At 42.6% G+C, this 18,835-nt stretch carries 8 protein-coding genes; 4 read left to right on the top strand and 4 right to left on the bottom strand.

All coding sequences use genetic code 11. The features are described 5' to 3' along the window. Positions 1-313 precede the first annotated feature (313 nt). The 4 genes from KO534_RS09895 to KO534_RS09910 all read left to right on the top strand — a co-directional run bounded on the left by KO534_RS09895 (position 314) and on the right by KO534_RS09910 (position 11,950). A complete protein-coding gene (locus KO534_RS09895) occupies positions 314-4,846 on the top strand; it encodes a hybrid sensor histidine kinase/response regulator (RefSeq protein WP_215929495.1) in 4,533 nt (1,510 codons plus the stop codon). Next, positions 4,836-6,602: a two-component system response regulator gene (locus tag KO534_RS09900; protein ID WP_215929496.1), complete on the top strand. Its 1,767-nt coding sequence runs from the start codon at positions 4,836-4,838 to the stop codon at positions 6,600-6,602. The genes KO534_RS09895 and KO534_RS09900 overlap by 11 nt, the downstream gene beginning before the upstream one ends. Positions 6,603-6,604: 2 nt before the next feature. Then, positions 6,605-9,637: a sigma 54-interacting transcriptional regulator gene (locus KO534_RS09905; RefSeq protein WP_215929497.1), complete on the top strand. Its 3,033-nt coding sequence runs from the start codon at positions 6,605-6,607 to the stop codon at positions 9,635-9,637. Between the two features lie 351 nt (positions 9,638-9,988). Then, positions 9,989-11,950 carry a hypothetical protein gene (locus KO534_RS09910; RefSeq protein WP_215929498.1) on the top strand — a complete coding sequence of 654 codons (1,962 nt, stop codon included), beginning with the start codon at positions 9,989-9,991 and terminating at the stop codon, positions 11,948-11,950. Positions 11,951-12,080: 130 nt separating this feature from the next. Here the strand turns inward: KO534_RS09910 and KO534_RS09915 are convergent, their stop codons facing one another. The 4 genes from KO534_RS09915 to iadA form a co-directional block, all read right to left on the bottom strand. Then, a complete protein-coding gene (locus KO534_RS09915) occupies positions 12,081-13,760 on the bottom strand; it encodes a Mur ligase family protein (protein WP_215929499.1) in 1,680 nt (559 codons plus the stop codon). Between the two features lie 13 nt (positions 13,761-13,773). Beyond that, positions 13,774-16,590, bottom strand: coding sequence for a cyanophycin synthetase (gene cphA, locus KO534_RS09920; RefSeq protein ID WP_215929500.1), 2,817 nt, complete (start codon positions 16,588-16,590; stop codon positions 13,774-13,776). A 176-nt stretch (positions 16,591-16,766) separates the two neighbouring features. Further along, the gene (locus KO534_RS09925) at positions 16,767-17,585 is read right to left on the bottom strand and encodes a cyanophycinase (protein ID WP_215929501.1); all 819 of its coding nucleotides are present in this window, start codon (positions 17,583-17,585) and stop codon (positions 16,767-16,769) included. Positions 17,586-17,587: 2 nt separating this feature from the next. Continuing rightward, positions 17,588-18,775 (bottom strand): beta-aspartyl-peptidase, encoded by a 1,188-nt coding sequence (gene iadA, locus KO534_RS09930; protein ID WP_215929537.1) that lies wholly within the window; start codon positions 18,773-18,775, stop codon positions 17,588-17,590. Positions 18,776-18,835 lie beyond the last annotated feature (60 nt).

The raw sequence follows: 18,835 nt of genomic DNA on the forward strand, positions 1-18,835 counted from the left end.
CGTTCATGTGGGATGAAGCTCATATGAATCAAGAAAACTTCATGTTACAAGAATAAGTAGACCACCAATATTTAGCCGCCATAACCTTGGGTTTTGGCGGCTTATTTGTATTCTCCCTACCTTAAAATAATAGCCATCTATCTCACCCCGACACAAAAATCATACTTATTCAAAACCTTTGCAAAAAAATTGCCCAGCTCCCTTTAGTGCCTAAGTTCACAATGTTTATTACGTAAATGGCTAAATGTTGGCATCTGTATGCCTTTGCGTTAATCTAGCTCCATAAATTATAAAAATAAGACATCTTTCGCGTATGTTTACAAACGGAAAATTTTGGTTCGTATTTTTCCTTACTTGCTGCCTCAAAACCCACCTTGCCCACAGTAGTAACTTTAGTTTTACACCGAGTGAACTAAGTAACCAATTATCCCAGAAAACAGTACGCCAAATTTACCAAGACACTACCGGTTACGTTTGGGTTGTCACCCAAGAAGGTGTCAGTCGATATGATGGCTATCAGTTACTTAGTTTTGTGCACGACTCGCGTAAATCCGACTCACTTAGTTCTGACAATGTGCGAGTGGTTTTGGAAGATAAACAAAAACGTTTGTGGCTAGCCACTGACGGCGGCGGTCTTAACTTATACAATTCAGCCAAACAAACATTTACTACTTGGAAACAGGGAGACGACTTAAGAAAAACCCCTAGTTCTAATCGTATTCGCAGCCTTGCGTTAGATGAGCTTGGTTTTATTTGGTTAGGTTATAACAACGGCGATTTTAGCCGCATGAACCCGAACGAAATGACCTTCGAACACTTTGAGACTCGTGCACTTTTGCCAAATTTGGAAAAAAATGCAGCCATTACCGCAATGATTGCAGATGGCAGTGACCTATGGCTAGCGACAGATGGTAATGGCCTACTCAAGCTAAACACACAAGATAAGCAACTCTCCCACATTCACAGTAATTCTGCTGAAGCACTGTTTAGTGATCGATTAACCAAATTATTTATCGACGTTCAGAAGCGACTTTGGTTAGCCAGTTATGATGCCGGAGTGAGTGTATTAGATGCACAACGAAATAAATTTACTAGTTTTCAACATAATGAAGAACAGCCCAATAGCCTTGCCGGCAACCTTGTTCACACTATCTATCAAGATCAACGCCAACGTTTATGGTTTGGTACTGAGGCTGGAGCAAGTTTATGGGACGGAAACAATAAATTTCGTACTTTTAATGTAGATGACGGGCTGAGCGATAATAAGATCTTATCAATTTTACAAGACCCATCTGGGTTATTGTGGTTTGGCACCTATAACGGCATTAGCAAAAGTATCGAGATCCCTTTTGTACACATAGACGTGGGCTTAGCCAGTAAAGTGGTATTGGGGTTTGCTGAAACATTGTCGTCACAGGGTGAACGTTCTATTTGGGTGGCCAGCTACGGTGGGATCACTCGCTTAAATAGTGATGGTGATGTACAGCAAGTTATCAATAAAGACAGCGTGCCAGCGCTGCGAGATGCTCGAATAATGACGGTGCGTGGCAATAACAACATATTATGGTTTGGCTCACGCAATGGTGGCTTAGGAAGATTAAATGTAGACAACATGCAGCTAGATTATTTTGTGCATGATCCTGAAAAACCCAATAGCTTGAGCTTCAACGGTGTCACTAGCATTTTTCCAGACCGTGAAGGCAACGTTTGGGTGGGAACCTTCGGTGGAGGTTTAAATTTCCTAGCCGCTGGAAGCAGTGATTTTGTGCATTATCGCTTTGACGATACCAACCCAAGAAGTCTAAACAGCGACCGAGTCTTGGCCGTCTACCAATTAGTCGACGGCACCATAGTAGTAGGCACAGTCTTAGGTATTAATATGTTAGATCACAAGAGATTGGATTTTGACCATATTGAGCACCAACCAGATAACTTTGATAGTTTATCGGCCTCTATGGCTTGGACATTTTACCAAGATCCTAAAGCGCAACTCTGGGTAGGAACCCAAGGAGGCGGTCTAAATAAATGGTTACCTCAAGACTTTTCTGCGTTGAACAATACATTTACCCATTATGATAGTTTAAGTGGCCTACCAAGCAGTCATATTTATTCCATTCTCGATGACAACAATGGCCATTTATGGTTAAGCAGTACTGCAGGGTTAACAAGGCTTAATCCTGATACCGGAAAGATGCGTCACTTCGATTCTTCTCAAGGTTTAAAAAACAGTGAATTTAACTTTGGCGCTGGCTTTAAAGATAGCCAAGGCATTATGTACTTTGGTGGAAATACTGGCCTAGTACGTTTTCATCCTGACGACATAAAAGACAACGCAGTGATACCTCCAGTTGTGCTGGTTCGTATTAAAAAACTTAATGAGCAGGTATGGTTTGATCAACCTTATCAGCACTTAGAAAAGTTAAAACTGAGTTACAAGGATTACTTTATTTCATTCGAATTTTCGGCTCTTGATTTTAATTCTCCGGGTCAAAACGAGTATCGCTATAAACTTGAAGGATTGGACCCGAATTGGATTGAGCTAGAACATAGACGATTAGCAACTTTTACCAATTTACCTTCTGGTGAATATGTGCTCAAAGTACAAGCCAGTAACAATCAAGGGTTATGGAACACCCAAGGGGTAGAGTTACCTATTGAGGTGTTGCCCCCTCCGTGGAAAACCCTATGGGCCTATAGCCTCTATGGGTTATGTGTCTTGTTAATTGTCATTAATTTTGTGTGGCGCTATCGCCGCAAGCGTCAACTAGAAATGCAACAAGTAATCGAATTAGAAGAAAAAGTAGCGGAACGTACTCAAGAGTTGCTAAACGCCAATTCACAACTCGAACATGCCATGGAAGAAACTGAAAAAGCCCGGCGACTTGCAGAACAAGCTAGCAAAGAAAAAGGTGACTTTTTGGCCATCATGAGCCACGAAATACGTACTCCAATGAATGGCGTGTTGGGCATGACTGAGGTGTTATTAAGCTCAGACTTAAAACCTAAACAACAACACTTTGCGCAATTAGTGTATCGCTCGGGCAGGTTATTACTCGATTTATTGAATAATATTTTAGATTTTTCCAAATTAGAAGCCGGAAAAGCCACATTAGAATCTGTGCCTGTTGACCTAGAAGCGTTGCTCGAAGATGTATGTGACTTGTTCAGCGAATCCGCTTATAACAAAGGCTTAAACATTAACGCTATTTTGTCAGCTGCCCCGTTACCACAAGTGTATGGCGATCCTGCCAGACTACGGCAAATAATCGCAAACCTAACCAGTAACGCGATAAAGTTTACCGAACGTGGCGAGGTGAACCTCAGTGTCACCATGACTGAGTGTTTCAGTAAAAGTCCCCAGAGAATTGCTAATAGCGACAATTACAGTGGTTTTGTTTTTAGCGTGCAAGATACCGGAATCGGTATGGCGGCAGATCGTCAGCAAAAAGTGTTCGAAATGTTCACCCAAGCAGATGCTTCTACCACCCGAAAATATGGCGGCACGGGTTTAGGCTTAGCAATTTGCAAACAACTCACCGCTTTAATGAAGGGCTCGTTAAGGGTGCAATCTAACATTGGTGAGGGCAGCCGCTTTAGTTTGGAAGTGGATTTACCTTTGATTGAAAATTCGTTGATTGAGCCTCAATCAATTCCTGACTGCCCCACTATACACCTAGTAAATTTGCCAAGTGGGTTGGGTAAATCTATCGAAACTATGCTAGTGAAGTTAAACATTCGTGCAGTGCATGTGTCGCGGATCAAAGCAGAATTGGCCACAGCAAAAAATGGTTTGTGGATCAGCCAAGCAGAACATCAACATGCAATACAAGAGTCTGGGATTTCTCTAGATAATTGGATATGTTTGTTACCTACTTCACAATGGCAAGAAAACGATACCCGTAATATATTACCCCTTCCTGTGCACTACAGGGGCTTACAAAATAGCTTGCGCCGCGCCTTAGGTATTGAAAGTGAAGATCAAAAACGTCTCGACGAAAATCATTCTAATCATCAACATTTTAATGCCAATATTCTAGTCGCAGAAGATAGCCTTACCAATCAAGAAGTCGCCAAAAGCATGTTGGGACTTTTGGAATGCGAAATATGGCTAGCTGATAATGGTGCCGAAGCCGTTGAACAGGTCAATTTAAAGCAACCCGATTTAATTCTAATGGATTGCCAAATGCCGGTAATGGATGGTTATGCTGCAACCAAAGCCATCCGCCAAAATTGGCCTGAGATCCCAATTATCGCCCTAACTGCGGGTATGGGAGATGACCTGCGCCAGCAATGTATTGATGCAGGCATGAATGAAGTCATGTCTAAACCTTACTCTTTGCAAGAGTTAGAACAGACTCTATTGCATTTTTTACCCGTTACTGAACACTCAAATGACTTAGACTCAAACCAGTCACAAGAGTCACAACTAGTTGGCGACCGGCAAACAAATAGCCTAGTTACTGATGAGCAAGACCCAGCTGCTGAGCAAACTTTGTTAGATATGGGCACGGTAGACACTTTATTGAAAATATCCAAAGACACAGGAAATCCAGTATTCAATCGAGTACTGGATGCGTTTATTCAAGAATCACAAAAATTAGTCACCCAACTTGGTGAGCAAAGTAGCGCAGATGAGCCTGATTTTATCGCAATTGGTGAAACTGCCCATGCACTAAAATCCATGGCGGGAAATTCAGGGGCGAAAGCCTTATTTGAACTTTGCAAGGAGCTTGAAGAACAAATGAAGAATTCTCAAGCTGACAACATTGTTTCCTTGACGCAACGCGTTCAGGAAACATTGGTTATCAGCTGTGAGAAATTGGAGCAATTTAAATATGTCGAGTGATGTGAAAACCAAAATTTTAGTCAGCGATGATGATCTCACTGCACGTATCTTAATGAAAGAAACCTTAAGTAGCGATGTTCTTGAAGTCATCGAGGCTGAAAACGGTAGGCAGGCAATAGAACAATTCGAAAAACATCGCCCCGCTTTGCTGTTACTCGATGTGTCTATGCCTGAAATGAACGGTTTTGAGGTGTGCGAAACTATCCGCGCGCATAAAAATGGTAAACACATCCCCATTATTATGGTGACGGGTTCGGACGATATCGCCTCTATACATAAGTCATATGCGGTAGGCGCAACGGATTTTATCGCAAAACCTATCAAATGGCCGATTCTAGGTGAGCGAGTTAAGTATATATTGCGGGCTAGTCAAGCCTTTGCTGATTTAGTCACACAACAACAAGAGCTACATCAACTGGCGTTTTATGACACGCTAACTGGGTTACCGAATCGCCAGTACTTAATGCAGGATTTACAACGTTATTTAGCCATGGCTAAACGTAATAACTATCAAGCTGCAATGTTATATATTGACCTCGATCGTTTCAAACGCATCAACGATACCATGGGACACAGTTACGGTGATAAGTTACTGCGCAAAGTAGCGCTGCGCTTACAGGCAAACTTACGTGACAGCGATATGTGCGCTCGTACCACCAAAGACTCCGAATCCCAGGCAACACAGTTATCCAGTTTTGGAGGCGACGAATTTACCATTTTCCTAAGTCGCCTAAATAACTCTAACGAAGCGATGTTAGTAGCTGAAAGAGTGATCCGAAGCTTCAGCACGCCCTTCCAACTAGAACAATTTGAAGTGGTGATCACACCAAGCATTGGTATTTCCGTATTTCCTCACGATGGTGAAGACGCGGAAAGTTTACTTAAAAACGCTGATACCGCCATGTATTTTGCCAAAGAGTCTGGGCGTTGCTGTTATCGTTTTTATCAAGACTCTATGAACTCGAAAGCCGCAGCTCGGTTGCAGCTTGAACAAGACTTACGTAAGGCTTTGGACAATAATGAAGTGATCCCATTCTACCAACCACAAGTGTGTGCACAAACAGGCCGTATCTTAGGTGTAGAAGCTTTGGCCAGATGGGAAAAACCGCAAGGTCAGCCGATTTTTCCTGATGAATTTATTCCTATCGCAGAAGAAACGGGAATGATCATCAAATTAGGTCAACAGATACTCTATCATGCTTGCCAACAAGCCAAAACTTGGCAACAAAGTGGTCATGCTATCCGCGTGGCAGTGAACGTATCAGGACATCAATTTAAGCAACCTGATTTTCCGAAGGTAGTTAGAAAAGTACTCGAAGAATTTCAACTTCCAGCATCATTGTTGGAATTAGAGCTGACTGAATCAGTGATTATGAGTGACGCAGAAGAAAACATTGCGCGACTTAAAGAACTGAAAGCACTAGGTGTCACCCTAGCGGTAGACGATTTTGGTACCGGTTACTCCTCTTTGAGTTATTTAAAAAAATTCCCCATTGATATTCTCAAGATTGACCGTTCTTTTATGTGTGATATCAATTCACCACCGGATGACATTGCGATAGTCGAGGCTATTTTAGCCCTAGCTGCGAGCTTAAATTTGGGAGTGATCGCTGAAGGCATTGAATACAGCGGGCAAATCACCACTTTGCAAAACACCAAAAATCTTCTGTTGCAGGGTTATTTATTCTCGCGCCCTGTGGCCTCGGAATATATTTCCCCTTTACTGCAACAAAACTTCAACCACTTGATGCCGTAATAATGATTAAACAAACGCCCGACTTTCCAGCTGCTATTGAAGACATTGAAGTGGTCTTATTATATGTAGAAGAACCAACTAACCCAATGATTGAGGAGTTGTTACAACAGTTAGCCAGTCCCAAGTTTAAGGTTGAGGCGATTACCCTGACTGCTGAGCTTATGCGCAGTGCTCTGCAGCAATCTCTTCCGTTATTAATGGTTTGTCAAAATTTGGACCATGCCTTAGCGTTAACTTCAAAGTTTGAATTAGCTGATTGCAACCTATTCTGGTTGCCTGCCGATACTCAGGGATGGCAAGTTAATCGGTTACCTGATAAACATCAAGTGGTGGATTGGCAAGCGTTTGGAGTCATTGAACTACTGTTACAATTGTTACAGCAACAAACACAGGCGATCCAAGATAAATTGTATGCACAGCACAAACTGGCGCTACTATCGAATTGTTTAGGAGACCTGTCACTTACTCTGAGCCCCCAAGGTAACATAGTTGATATTAACCCTAAGTTAAGCGACTTACTTCAAAACCATGGGGTCGCAGCCATAGGACAGAATTGGCTCGAGAGTTTACATATTCCTTCAAGTACCGCTCAAAACCGCATGCAGCAAATTTTGGCCGACTTGAAGCATACTCATGCTATGACGCGGTTGCCGCCTTTCCCTATTCAGCTAGATAACACGGTTATGATGGTGGATGGCTTTGTAGGTCCTTTGCCAAGGGATGAGAGTTTACTGATTTTACGTCAAGTCGCCAGTTGGCAGAGTCATGAATGGCTCGAACAACTCAATCAACAAGCTACGGCTGTTACCTTACTGTTGATTAATCCCGATGACTTTTCTGATTTTAACCGTTCTCATGGTCGAGATGTAGGCGATCAAGTTTTAACGGAGATTATCCAAAGTATTGCCAAGGTTTTACGTAACGACGACTTTGCGAGTCGTTTTAGTGGTGCCGTATTTGCTGTTCATTTGCCTGATACAAATGAGCAACAAGGGCAAATTTTAGCAACACGTATGTTACAGATGTTGCGGACTCAGTCGTTTTCGAAAAACAAGGTTAAACTAGAATTTAGTCTAGGACTCGCCACGCTAGAAGCCGAAGAGCAGTTGGGCGAACAATCGCCGCTGGAATTATTTCGTCGAGCCAATACCGCCTTGCAAGCTGCACGAAGTGTAGGTGGTGGTAAATTGGTGAGTTGGCAACCTCAATTTGACGCCAACATTCTGGCTAATTTAGACCGTATGAGCGGCAAATTTTCTGAAGCGCCCAATGATGATTTTAGATTGATGAATTTGCAATGGGACATTATTCGTTTGATAGGTAATACCCATTCGTTACAGGCGTTTTCGTCGCAAGTTTGTCAGTTATTGAATTCTGGATTACAAAGCGAGTTTGTTGGCCTATATTTGCCACAAGGTGATAATTTAACTCATTTAGCAAGTAGTACAGCTAACGCTAAGGTAGCGGTTCAAGAAATTCACAGCAGAATACAAAACAGCATTAGTCTGCACACTCTTGACAGTTTTGAAACTCAAACCAACACGACACTTTTATCTTATCAGAATGTTATCATTCCTCTTATTACTCGCGAACAATGTTTAGCCATCTTGGTAGTCTGTTGGCAACCAGAAGTCAATCATGAAGTTCACAAATCTAGCGAACAACTTGAACAAATCTCTCCTAATTTAGCCGCGGCACTTGAGCGAATTGTTCTTCTTGAACAAGAAAAAAATAGAAGTACTACAGCTGAAAAAGTTAATGGCGATGGACACGAGTTGATTTTTAAGTCCGCCGCCATGCGTACTTTAATGCATCAAGTGCAACTTGTTGCGCCAACCGATGCTTCAGTTTTGATCACAGGTGAGTCGGGAACCGGCAAAGAAGTGATCGCTGAGCAACTTCACAACCTAAGTTTGCATCCGGATAAACCTTTTATCACTCTTGATTGCTCAACTATTGTCGGGCATTTAATTGAGAGTGAGTTATTTGGCCATAGAAAAGGCGCATTTACTGGGGCAATCAATAATCAACCGGGAAAAATTGCGCAGGCGGACGGTGGCACACTATTTTTGGACGAAGTGGGTGAGCTACCTTTGGATATCCAGTCAAAATTATTACGATTTGTGCAGGAAAAAACCTATATCGCTGTAGGCGATCAACGGGTCAGAAAGGTAGATGTGCGCTTGATTCTTGCTACCAATCGCAATTTACCAGAAGAAGTCGCCGCAGGACGATTTCGCGCAGACTTGTATCATAGGATCAACGTATTTACCCTAAGCTTACCCACACTCAATCAACGTGGTGATGACCCGCTGTTACTGTGTCGGCATTTTTTAAGAAAATTTAGCCAACAATATAAAAAAGACATCAGTGATTTTTCCGAAACCGCTCTGTTCAAATTACAAAGCTACACTTGGCCAGGAAACGTTCGTGAACTCAAAAATTGCATGATGCGCGCCGTAATACTGTGCTCGGGCCACTATATCGAGACAGAACATTTGGTATTGCAACAAGACACTTCAAGTAACAGTTATTTACCAAGCCCATCGACTAACCCTGTGGTTGTAGAATCCGATATTTCAAGCAGATCAACTTTAAGTCCAGACGACTCTGAGCAAATAACCAATTTACTGGTTAAGTTAGTGGATTTTGCTAAGCAGCAAACTGAGTTATTCTCGGTCGGTGACTGGTTAGAAAAACAATGGTTGGCGCGATGTCTAACCAAATGGGGAAGTTTGTATCAAGTGGCCCAGCATCTTAACCAATCAGAATCCACGATACGGCGACGTTTCGCTAAACTCGATATCCAAGTATTTGAAATGCCTCAATTACAGCCATTAACAGACGATTGTACCCGACTTTTCGATACTATATTACACAACCAAACTCATAGTACATTTTGGCAAACTATTGAAACGTCATTACATTCTACAGTGTTGCAACTTGATATTAGTCAACAACACAAAGCCAAACTACTCAACGTGACACAACCCACGCTACGTAAAATTATACAAAAGGTTCAACTGTCAGTCTAACTCGCAGCCAACTTGCAATACAATCTGTTGGTTTACAGCCTGCAAGGTGATGTTCACTAACTTTAAGTAACCGACTGAAAATAAAAAATAACTAAACAAATGCAGAGTAAAGATATTGCCCACAACTAATAGTATAGGGTAGCCTTATACATACTCCCGAAACATAGCAAGGCTCAAAAACATGGTAATTAATTTTCGGATACCGAAATTCTCAAAAGCAGTTTTAACATTAGTTTTATTAGTCAGTACTTTTTAGCAAGTGCTAGTTACCCCTTTGTTTTTGGTGGTGTCAATGATGACGACCCTACTTTAGGGTTAAATATTGACTCAAACTCTGACAATCCTGAAACTATGGCTGTTGGCGGAAACGGTTATTTGTATATTGGAGGCGATTTTTTAGGTGCCGATATCAATTTTTCTGCGAATTTTACTAACAACAATAGTTTAGTAAGCAGCACCATTGAAACACAAGTTAACGAATATACAGACGATGCTTTTATTGTAGCTTATAAAGCTAATACCGAACTGCAATGGGTTGTTTCCTTGCAAAGTGCAGACAATAGCCGAGTATATGCAGTTACCGCTGATGTCAGTGGAAACGTTTATGCTACCGGTTACTTTAACAGCACAGTACAAGGTTCTATGCAACTGAACCGCATCTCTTCCAATGGTGTCGTTACCCAACTTGGCTCTTTCTCCACTACCGCCAATCATGAAATGGCGTTTATATTGAAGCTGTCACCAAGTGGAAGCTTAACTTGGTTTAAAATATTAGATGGTTCTGGGGCAGACAGTGAATCAGCAGGGAGGGCTATTGCAATAGACGACGCTGAGAATGTTTATGTTGGCGGCGAATTTCGAGACGAAATTGATTTTGATCCCAATGCGAATAGCACCTTAATCAGTTCGAATGATGGTGAAGACGACGATAACAGTGATGCTTTTGTCATAAAATTATCCAATAGTGGTAGTTTATTATGGGTTAAAACCTTAGGTGGTGAAAACTCTGGTGATCAAATCAATGATATGGCAATTGATAGTGCCAATAACGCTCTATACATAGGTGGCACCTTATCTTCTGATTCCGATGGCGTGAACTTGGATGGAGACATCAACACCTTAGAGTTTGATTCTGAATCACCTGCAGGTGCAACAGACAATTCGGGTACTGAATCGGGTTATGACTTTGGTTTTGTGCAAAAGATTCAAACCACGGACGGTAACCTTGTATGGAGTCGAGTATTTTTAGCTGATGATTGTGATGACGAATCCAACAGTTCAGTCAGTACCATTACCGTAAATTTGGCTGACAATTCAGTCTTTGTAGCAGGTAACTTTGATTATCTAATTGATTTTGACCCCTCTTTTACTGCCAATAGAACCACTGGTAGTAGCGGAGATGAGGACTTGTTTTTTGTTAAGTTAGATGCTTCTGGAAATTATCTTTGGCATGGCGTTTTAGGCAATCAAGCTGGAAATACCGACGAAGGAATTGACGCTATTCATTTTGGAAACGACAAGTTGTATATCTCCGGTGATTATAGCGGCGTATCAATTGTTGGTAGTGGCACAGCTGCAGGTATCTCTACCTGGGCAAATAATATTCCTGCCTCTAACGGTGACCAAGATGCATTGCTATTACAACTAAATGCCTCTGATGGCAGTTTTGTCTGGGCTAGAAACTTTGGTGGTACCGACTACGACACTGGCGACTCTTTTGCACAGGATAGTGACAACAACGTGTACTTTGCAGGTCAGTTCAAAAATACCATAGACTTGGACCCTTCAGTCAGTGTGTTAAATGCAACAACAAAGGATGGTATTGGCTCAGGTGGGCGTGATGCGTTTGTGGTTAAACTGAGTGAAAGCGGAGGCTTAATCACTGCAGTCAGCAATCCTCCAGTGGCTATCGCCAATGCAATTTTTAATTACGTACAGCAAAATCAATGGGGCAAAGTAGAAGGGGCTGATTCCTATGATCTTAATGGCGAATCCCTTAACTTCACGTGGCGACAAGTTGAAGGTCCACAATTAACTATATTGACTGATGATGAGGAACTCACCTTTGTTGCTCCATTTGTAGATGAACTAGTACGTATCACCGTTGAATTAGTGGTGAGCAATGCCACCTTTAAAAGCCAACCGATTGAAGTATCATTTTTTGTTGGCCCGGATTCTAAAGCTGAATTTGACTTAGTCGACATTGCGGAAATTGCTGAAAAATCTGATGGTGGCGCTTTAGGTTATGCTGTGATGTTTTTATTACTCTTAGTTGCTATGCGCCGCGGCGTTAAAGCATCGCCAAGAAAATAAAGACTATTTCTTGGCGTCATTAACACCGTAATGACCGGGACTCTATAATAAACACAGCAAACGCTAGTTTATTATAGAGTCCCATTTTTTTGCCAGATATTTAAGGCTTTAGCAATCCAGTCCAGCAATACTATTGAGATAAATATTGGTGTACTTGTTCCCTTTCCGATAAAACAAATAACAAAACCACGTCACCCGTTTGCGCGTAATTCATGGCAATTTTTGCACCTGCTAGAGGGTCAGTCGCAAACTGAATTTTTTGTGCAGGTACCGATTTTTGGCGTAAATGCTCAGCTACAACTTGTGGCACCTCACCTAATTCGCGCCCCCTCAGATATCGCTGTAATTCAGTAACAACATATAAACTGGCATCCAACGCTATGACTGCGTCGGTGAGATCACAAATTTCTTGATCACTTCTGTCGCCAGCATGGCTAAACATTACAATCTTGCGCTTAGCCGGTAATTGATTAACCGTTTTTACTACCGCTTGCATACTATGTTCATTATGAGCAAAGTCCACCAGCACCTTAATACCTTTAGTGTCGTAAAAATTGCCTCTTCCGGGATTGTCTTGAGCATTACTTCCAAAACTCAGTAGACCCTCGTAGATTGCCTGTGTAGATAGATTCATTGCTTTGCATAAACCCACTACACCCAATGCATTTTGAACATTATGCTGGGCAGCCCCATTAAGCGTCATAGGAACCTGGTCTAATGCTGCGATACATTCTTCGTCACTGCCTAAGGCATAAATAATATGCTTATCACGAATAAAGACAGCCGCTTTACCTGACCTTAACTGACCCTGGATCAGAGGATTACTTTCTTGGGTGCTAAACCAACAAATCTTTTTATCGAGTTGTAGTCCCTGTTCGACCACGAGTTTATTGTCAGCATTCAATACTAACGTGCCATTTTCATCTAATCCTTTGGCCACCACAAACTTGGTTTGCGCTAACTCTGTAACGGTATTGATTCCATATTGGCCTAAATGATCGCTGGCAACATTAGTAATCAAAGCCGCGTTGACTGCATCAATTGGAATGCCTCTTCTTAATATTCCACCACGAGCAACCTCTAAAAACCCAAGTTCAGTGCGCGGATCCCTGAGTAACATTCTCGCCCCGCCCGGCCCCGAGTAATCACCGGTGTCAATGATGTCTTCACCCACACGAATAAAGTCAGTGGACGTAACTCCAGCAACAAAACCTGCCGCTTTAGCAATGTGCGAGGCTAAGCGCACGCTGGTAGACTTACCATTGGTACCAGTAATAAAAGCCCGTGGAATATCTTGGTATTGCTGCCACTGAATACTAGACAACGCGGGCAAAGCGCGAGCCGGCCAAGTTTGTGACGATTTCCCCATCCCCAAACTGACTTCGTCGTCATCTACAATACAACTGACGTTATGTTGATGTGCAGCTTGCAAAAGAGCGATTAACTCAGGATTACGCTCTTCAGCCAATTCGAGCTGCAATTCGTTGAGCCGTTGCCGCCAATCAGGTGTAACTGCGCTTTGTAACTCTGCTACAGCGCAGTGCCACGCTAATTCAGCGAGGTCGCAAGCACAATACAGTGCATCCATAGGGGCGCTGAGCGCTAAATTTGCCCCTTCTTTATGCAACCGATAGGTAGTTTTCTGCTGCCAACCAAACTCAGTTAGCAGCGTTGTTGCCCAGCGCTGCCAAAGTGTCACGACTGCATTTTTATCAATGCCAGCAATAAACACATCGACAATGGCGCCGGGATGTTCCCACAATAAATTTGGCCCAGTTAAGCGCCTAGCTTCGTCTAGCTCTAATCGCATGATCCACTATTCCTCAATCAGAATCTTCGTCATGCTCAATCACTAAACGCACGCCTCGCTCATCATGAACTAGTGACTCCCCTGCATTTAATTCGAACTTATGCTCTGTTGGTTCAAATAGTTTTTCAGGAAAATCTTGAGATGGTGTTTCGTCTTGCTTGTCCAAGTCGCCACTTCCCTTAAAGTGCACAATCTGTTTCCAGCAACGGGTAATGTTGTCGCCCAAAATGATTAACAAATCCCCTTTATTACAATCTCTGAGTCCTTGTTCAACAGCTTCTTCTTCAGATGGAATAATTTGAATATTTGCTTCATCGATCCCGGCTTCAAGTAAAGTTTGCTTCAGTAATTGCGGCACCTCGTCGTGCCCTCTGCCACGTCTATCATCATCTGCCTTGCAAATGAAGCTATCGAATCCCTTAGCAGTGATATTTGAAGCCGCAATAACGTCTTCATCGCGTCTATCTCCTGGCATAGCCAGTATAATTCGGCGTTTTCCAGTGACATCTAATCGTGTCGCTAAATCAGTGATGGTTTCAATTGCTGCTGGATTATGGGCGTAGTCGAGAATAACTTTAAAAGGTAATTCATCGTATATATTCAATCGACCAGGAGCCTGATAGAAAGACGTATTGAAAATTCGCAAACCTTGGCGAATATTTTCCAGAGAGGTATCAAAACTATAAGCAATGGCTGCGGCAAACATAGCATTTTGCACGTTGTGCATCGCTTTACCTTCAACGGTTGCCGGGATTAAATGGGTCCAAAGTAATGGTATATGCGCACCTTTATCATAGATAGTGATCATATCTCCATTGATACCCTTTTCGAGCACAGCCGCCAATCCACCACTGCGAATATGTTCTCGCACTAATCCATGACCCGAGTCCATGGTTACATAACAAATACGCTCAGCATCACAAAAGTCAGCCATTTGTAGACATAAATGATCGTCAGCGTTGAGTACCACCACATCTTGAGCCACCTCAACCACAACGCGTTTTATTTGCGCCAATTGCTCTACTGTATTGATTCCCCTTTGGCCTAGGTGGTCAGCGGTCACGTTAAGACAAGCGCCAACGTTACAGCTGGTATAACCCAATCCACGTTTTAGGATCCCACCTCTTGCGGTTTCCATTATGGCGAAATCAACATTAGGGTCACGTAATACAATTTGCGCAGCAGTGGGGCCCGTCATATCGCCTTTTACGCTTAAATGCCCGTCAATATACACCCCATCTGTTGATGTCATACCTGTGGTAAATCCAGACGACTTCATGATGCTGGCTAACATACGAGAGGTAGTAGTTTTACCATTGGTTCCGGTAATAGCGGCAATTGGAATTCGCGAATGACTACCAACGGGAAACAACATGTCGATAACTTTTCCAGCCACATCTCTTGGGGTACCTTCGCTGGGTGCAACATGCATTCTAAAGCCTGGCGCTGCGTTACATTCACAAATACCGCCACCAATTTCTTTATAAGATTTACTAATGTCATCTGTTAAAAAGTCTACCCCGCCAACATCAAGCCCAATAGCCTTAATCGAGCGTACTGCCATATCTCTGTTATCAGGGTGCACAATATCTGTCACGTCTATAGCGGTACCGCCAGTTGAAAGATTGGCTGTAGAGCGTAAAAAGAAAACTTGACCTTGTTCCAGCACTGTGTGTTTGTTGTAGTCTGCCTCTTCTAATAATCGTTCGGCTTGGCTATCTAACTCTAATCTTGTTAGGACTTTTTCATGTCCAATACCTCGGCGGGGATCTAAGTTTACAATATCGACCAGTTCTTCAATATTGCTCACGCCATCTCCGACAACGTGGCCAGGCACTCGCTTTGCAACGGCAACGAGCTCATCGTTAACCACCAACATTCTGTGATCAAAACCAGTCAAAAAGCTTTCAATTAAAATCGCTTTGCTGGTACCGTGTTTCTGGGCTTCATGGTAAGCGGTAACTACTTCTTCATCTGTTGTGAGGTTAATACTCACGCCTCTTCCGTGATTAGCATTGAGAGGTTTGACTACCACAGGGTAACCTATGCGATTGGCTGCTCGTGTAGCCTGCCTTTCGCCATATACCATCATTTGTTTGGGTACCGGCAATCCTAAGTCATTCAGTAAATTATGAGTGTCTTCTTTGTCACAGGAAATTTCTACTGCAATATGTTTAGTTTGACTGGTAATAGTCGCTTGAATACGTTGTTGATACTTTCCGTGACCAAACTGCACTAGACTGTATTCGTTAAGTCTTAGCCACGGGATATTTCGCTGCTCTGCCGCTGCCACTAATGAGCCAGTACTTGGTCCAAATTCTTTGCGCTGCGCCATACGCACAAAACTGCGGAGTTCATCGGTAAAATCAAAGTCGTCGTCAATATCAGCTTGAATAGCTTGTTGCACGTTCGCTGGCATCAAGTGAGTCAATAAACGCATGCCTAACGCACCCGCTTCGAGCCCTACGTCTCTTTGTTGATATTGATAAACAACATTGTAACAGCCTGACTTTTTCAAACTCCTAGTGCGACCAAAGTTAACTGATGAGCCTGCTAAGTTTTGTAATTCAAGCGCCACGTGTTCCCAAATATGTCCAATCCAAGTGCCCTCATCTTCTCGCAAACGCCTGATGAAGCCACCTTCTTCTCCATAAGAACATCCATGGCTTTGCAAAGTAGGCAAGGCTGTAATCAATCCCTCTATAAATTCGGCCCCTAATTTTGCCGAAGGCCATTGTTCTAATTCGCCTATATCGATTTGATAGCGAATAACCGGGAAGTTAGCGTAGATATTAGGACCAACATACACATTTTTGCTGAGGATTTTCATAGGCTAAGTTTTCCTGATCGAGAGTGACTAAAATAAGAATGCGCTGATTGTTTACGCACCAAACTAACTTATAGAAAAACGACCACAAGCGCCAATTTTTTTAGCGTGTTTGCAACAATTGTTTGGAATCAAAATGGGCCACTATAAATATCAGTGGCCCGTTTTAAAAAGATGGGTTATTCGATGTAGGCTTTTCGGTCGTTAATGTTGTAGCGACTTCCATTGGCCAATATATGAAGTTTTAAATTTAGCAATGTAAGCGCATCACCACTACGCGCTTCAGCCATTGAAGAATGTTCTATATCTGAAGGGTCAATAACCGTAATTGCGCCGCTGCCCACTACTGTAAATTCATTGTCACCATCGATAAACGCAGCAGTATCTTCATCTAGCCCCATACCGAGCAAAAACGGATTGTAGGACACAGCACTTAACAACCGCGACAATCTATTTCGCTCATTAAAATGTTGATCGACGACTATGGTATTGATTAGTCCCATGCCTGGCGCTAAATTCACACCGTCTTCAGTAGGCACTATGCCAGTATTACCACCGGTGATCATATGTTGTGACACTATGGCCGCACCCGCTGAGGTGCCAGCTACATGTACACCTTGAGCATTTAGCTTTCGAATGGTTTGGGCGATGGGTGTACCGCCTAAAATAGTCGACAGCCGCAATTGATTTCCACCAGTAATAAATATGCCAGTGCAGCTTTCTAGTTGGGTAACATATTGTTCTTTTTTAGCGTCATTGCGATCACTAATAGGTAACCAATGAGTATTCCCTGCGCCTAGATCTCTAAATATATTCTGATATCTTTCACCGGTATCTTGTAATTGTGAAGCTGTGGGAACGATACAAATATCGGCTTCACTACCACCACATAACTCAACAAACTTTTTTAAGATTTCTGGGTTATCAATTTTTTCTTCAGCACCACCAATAGGTATCACAAACCCGCGTTGCTGCCCTTTAATATCTGGAGACGGCATTTTTATTCCTCAAACGTACCTTTCTTAACAACTGTTTTATTGTAGATATGCCAAACACCGTTTGCCATCACATGGCTTATTCGGTTTTGTGTATCTAAAACGATTAAATCAGCGTCCATTCCAAGTGCTATTCGACCTTTATTTTTAAAGTTCATTAGCGTTGCAACATTGCTTGTAAAAAATGCCAAGCAATCTTCAATTTTTGTTCCTTGATCCAGCAATTCATAAAACACATGAGTCATGGCTATCGAATTAGCAAAATCCATTTTGGTCATATGACCATGGCAATCAAAATTAGGCAGACACCCACCACCATCTGAGCTGATGGTTAATTTGTCTTGGGGGTAGTCGCTATTAATATAACGCAGTAACGCATCGGCTGGCTCATAACCTACCTCACCGGTTTCAAATGCGGTGACATCGATCCAGCAACCTTGCTTGGTTAATTCACAGGCTTCAGCAAATAGTTCTCTGCGCCTGTTTACATGGGTAGGGTTAAAGGTTTTGGCCGGGATTTCCGAAGAAGATAACGCTTGGCGCACTAATTCTAAACCGCGCTCGCCATCACCTAAATGCAAATGCACGACTCCCGCTTTTCCAGTCATTAAACGAGAAACATGAGCCTCTGATGCGACTTTTAATAATTCATTGAGTGTGGGTTGTGATGATCTATGGTCACTGATAGCTAGTTCGCCCACCCCCACTATGGGCTCAATAAAAACAATATCGCTTCTTATTGACCCGGTAAGCGTAGTAGGAGGTAAGTGATAGCCGCCCGTGTAACAAAAAGCGGACAAACCTTCTTCACGTAGCGCGTAAACTTGAGCCAATAACGATTCAGTGTTCCGCGTTAAATCATCGGTTCCCAATAACCCAACCGTAGTGGTGACTCCTGCTAAAGTAAATTGACTTAAGGGCACGGGAGGAACTCGGGTTGAAAAACCTGCTTCACCTCCACCACCGGTAATGTGAGTATGCGCGTCGATAAAACCAGGAAGCAATGCTTGGCCTTGCAAGTTGATTACTTCACATTCAAACAGCGAGTCCATTTCAGGTAACTCATCACCTAAATACAGAATTTTTCCACCGCCCACCACAAGATGCTTCATGCCTATGGCCTGTGGCGCATAAACATTAGCATTTTTGAATAAAGTTATTGAACTAGATGAAGCCACAGAATTTACCGACATATAAAAATAAGATGAAAACAGCGCGATCCTAAAGCACTCAAAGCCGCTTAGCAAAGGCTT

The organism is Paraglaciecola arctica (genome assembly GCF_018861065.1).
Classification (GTDB): domain Bacteria; phylum Pseudomonadota; class Gammaproteobacteria; order Enterobacterales; family Alteromonadaceae; genus Paraglaciecola; species Paraglaciecola arctica_B.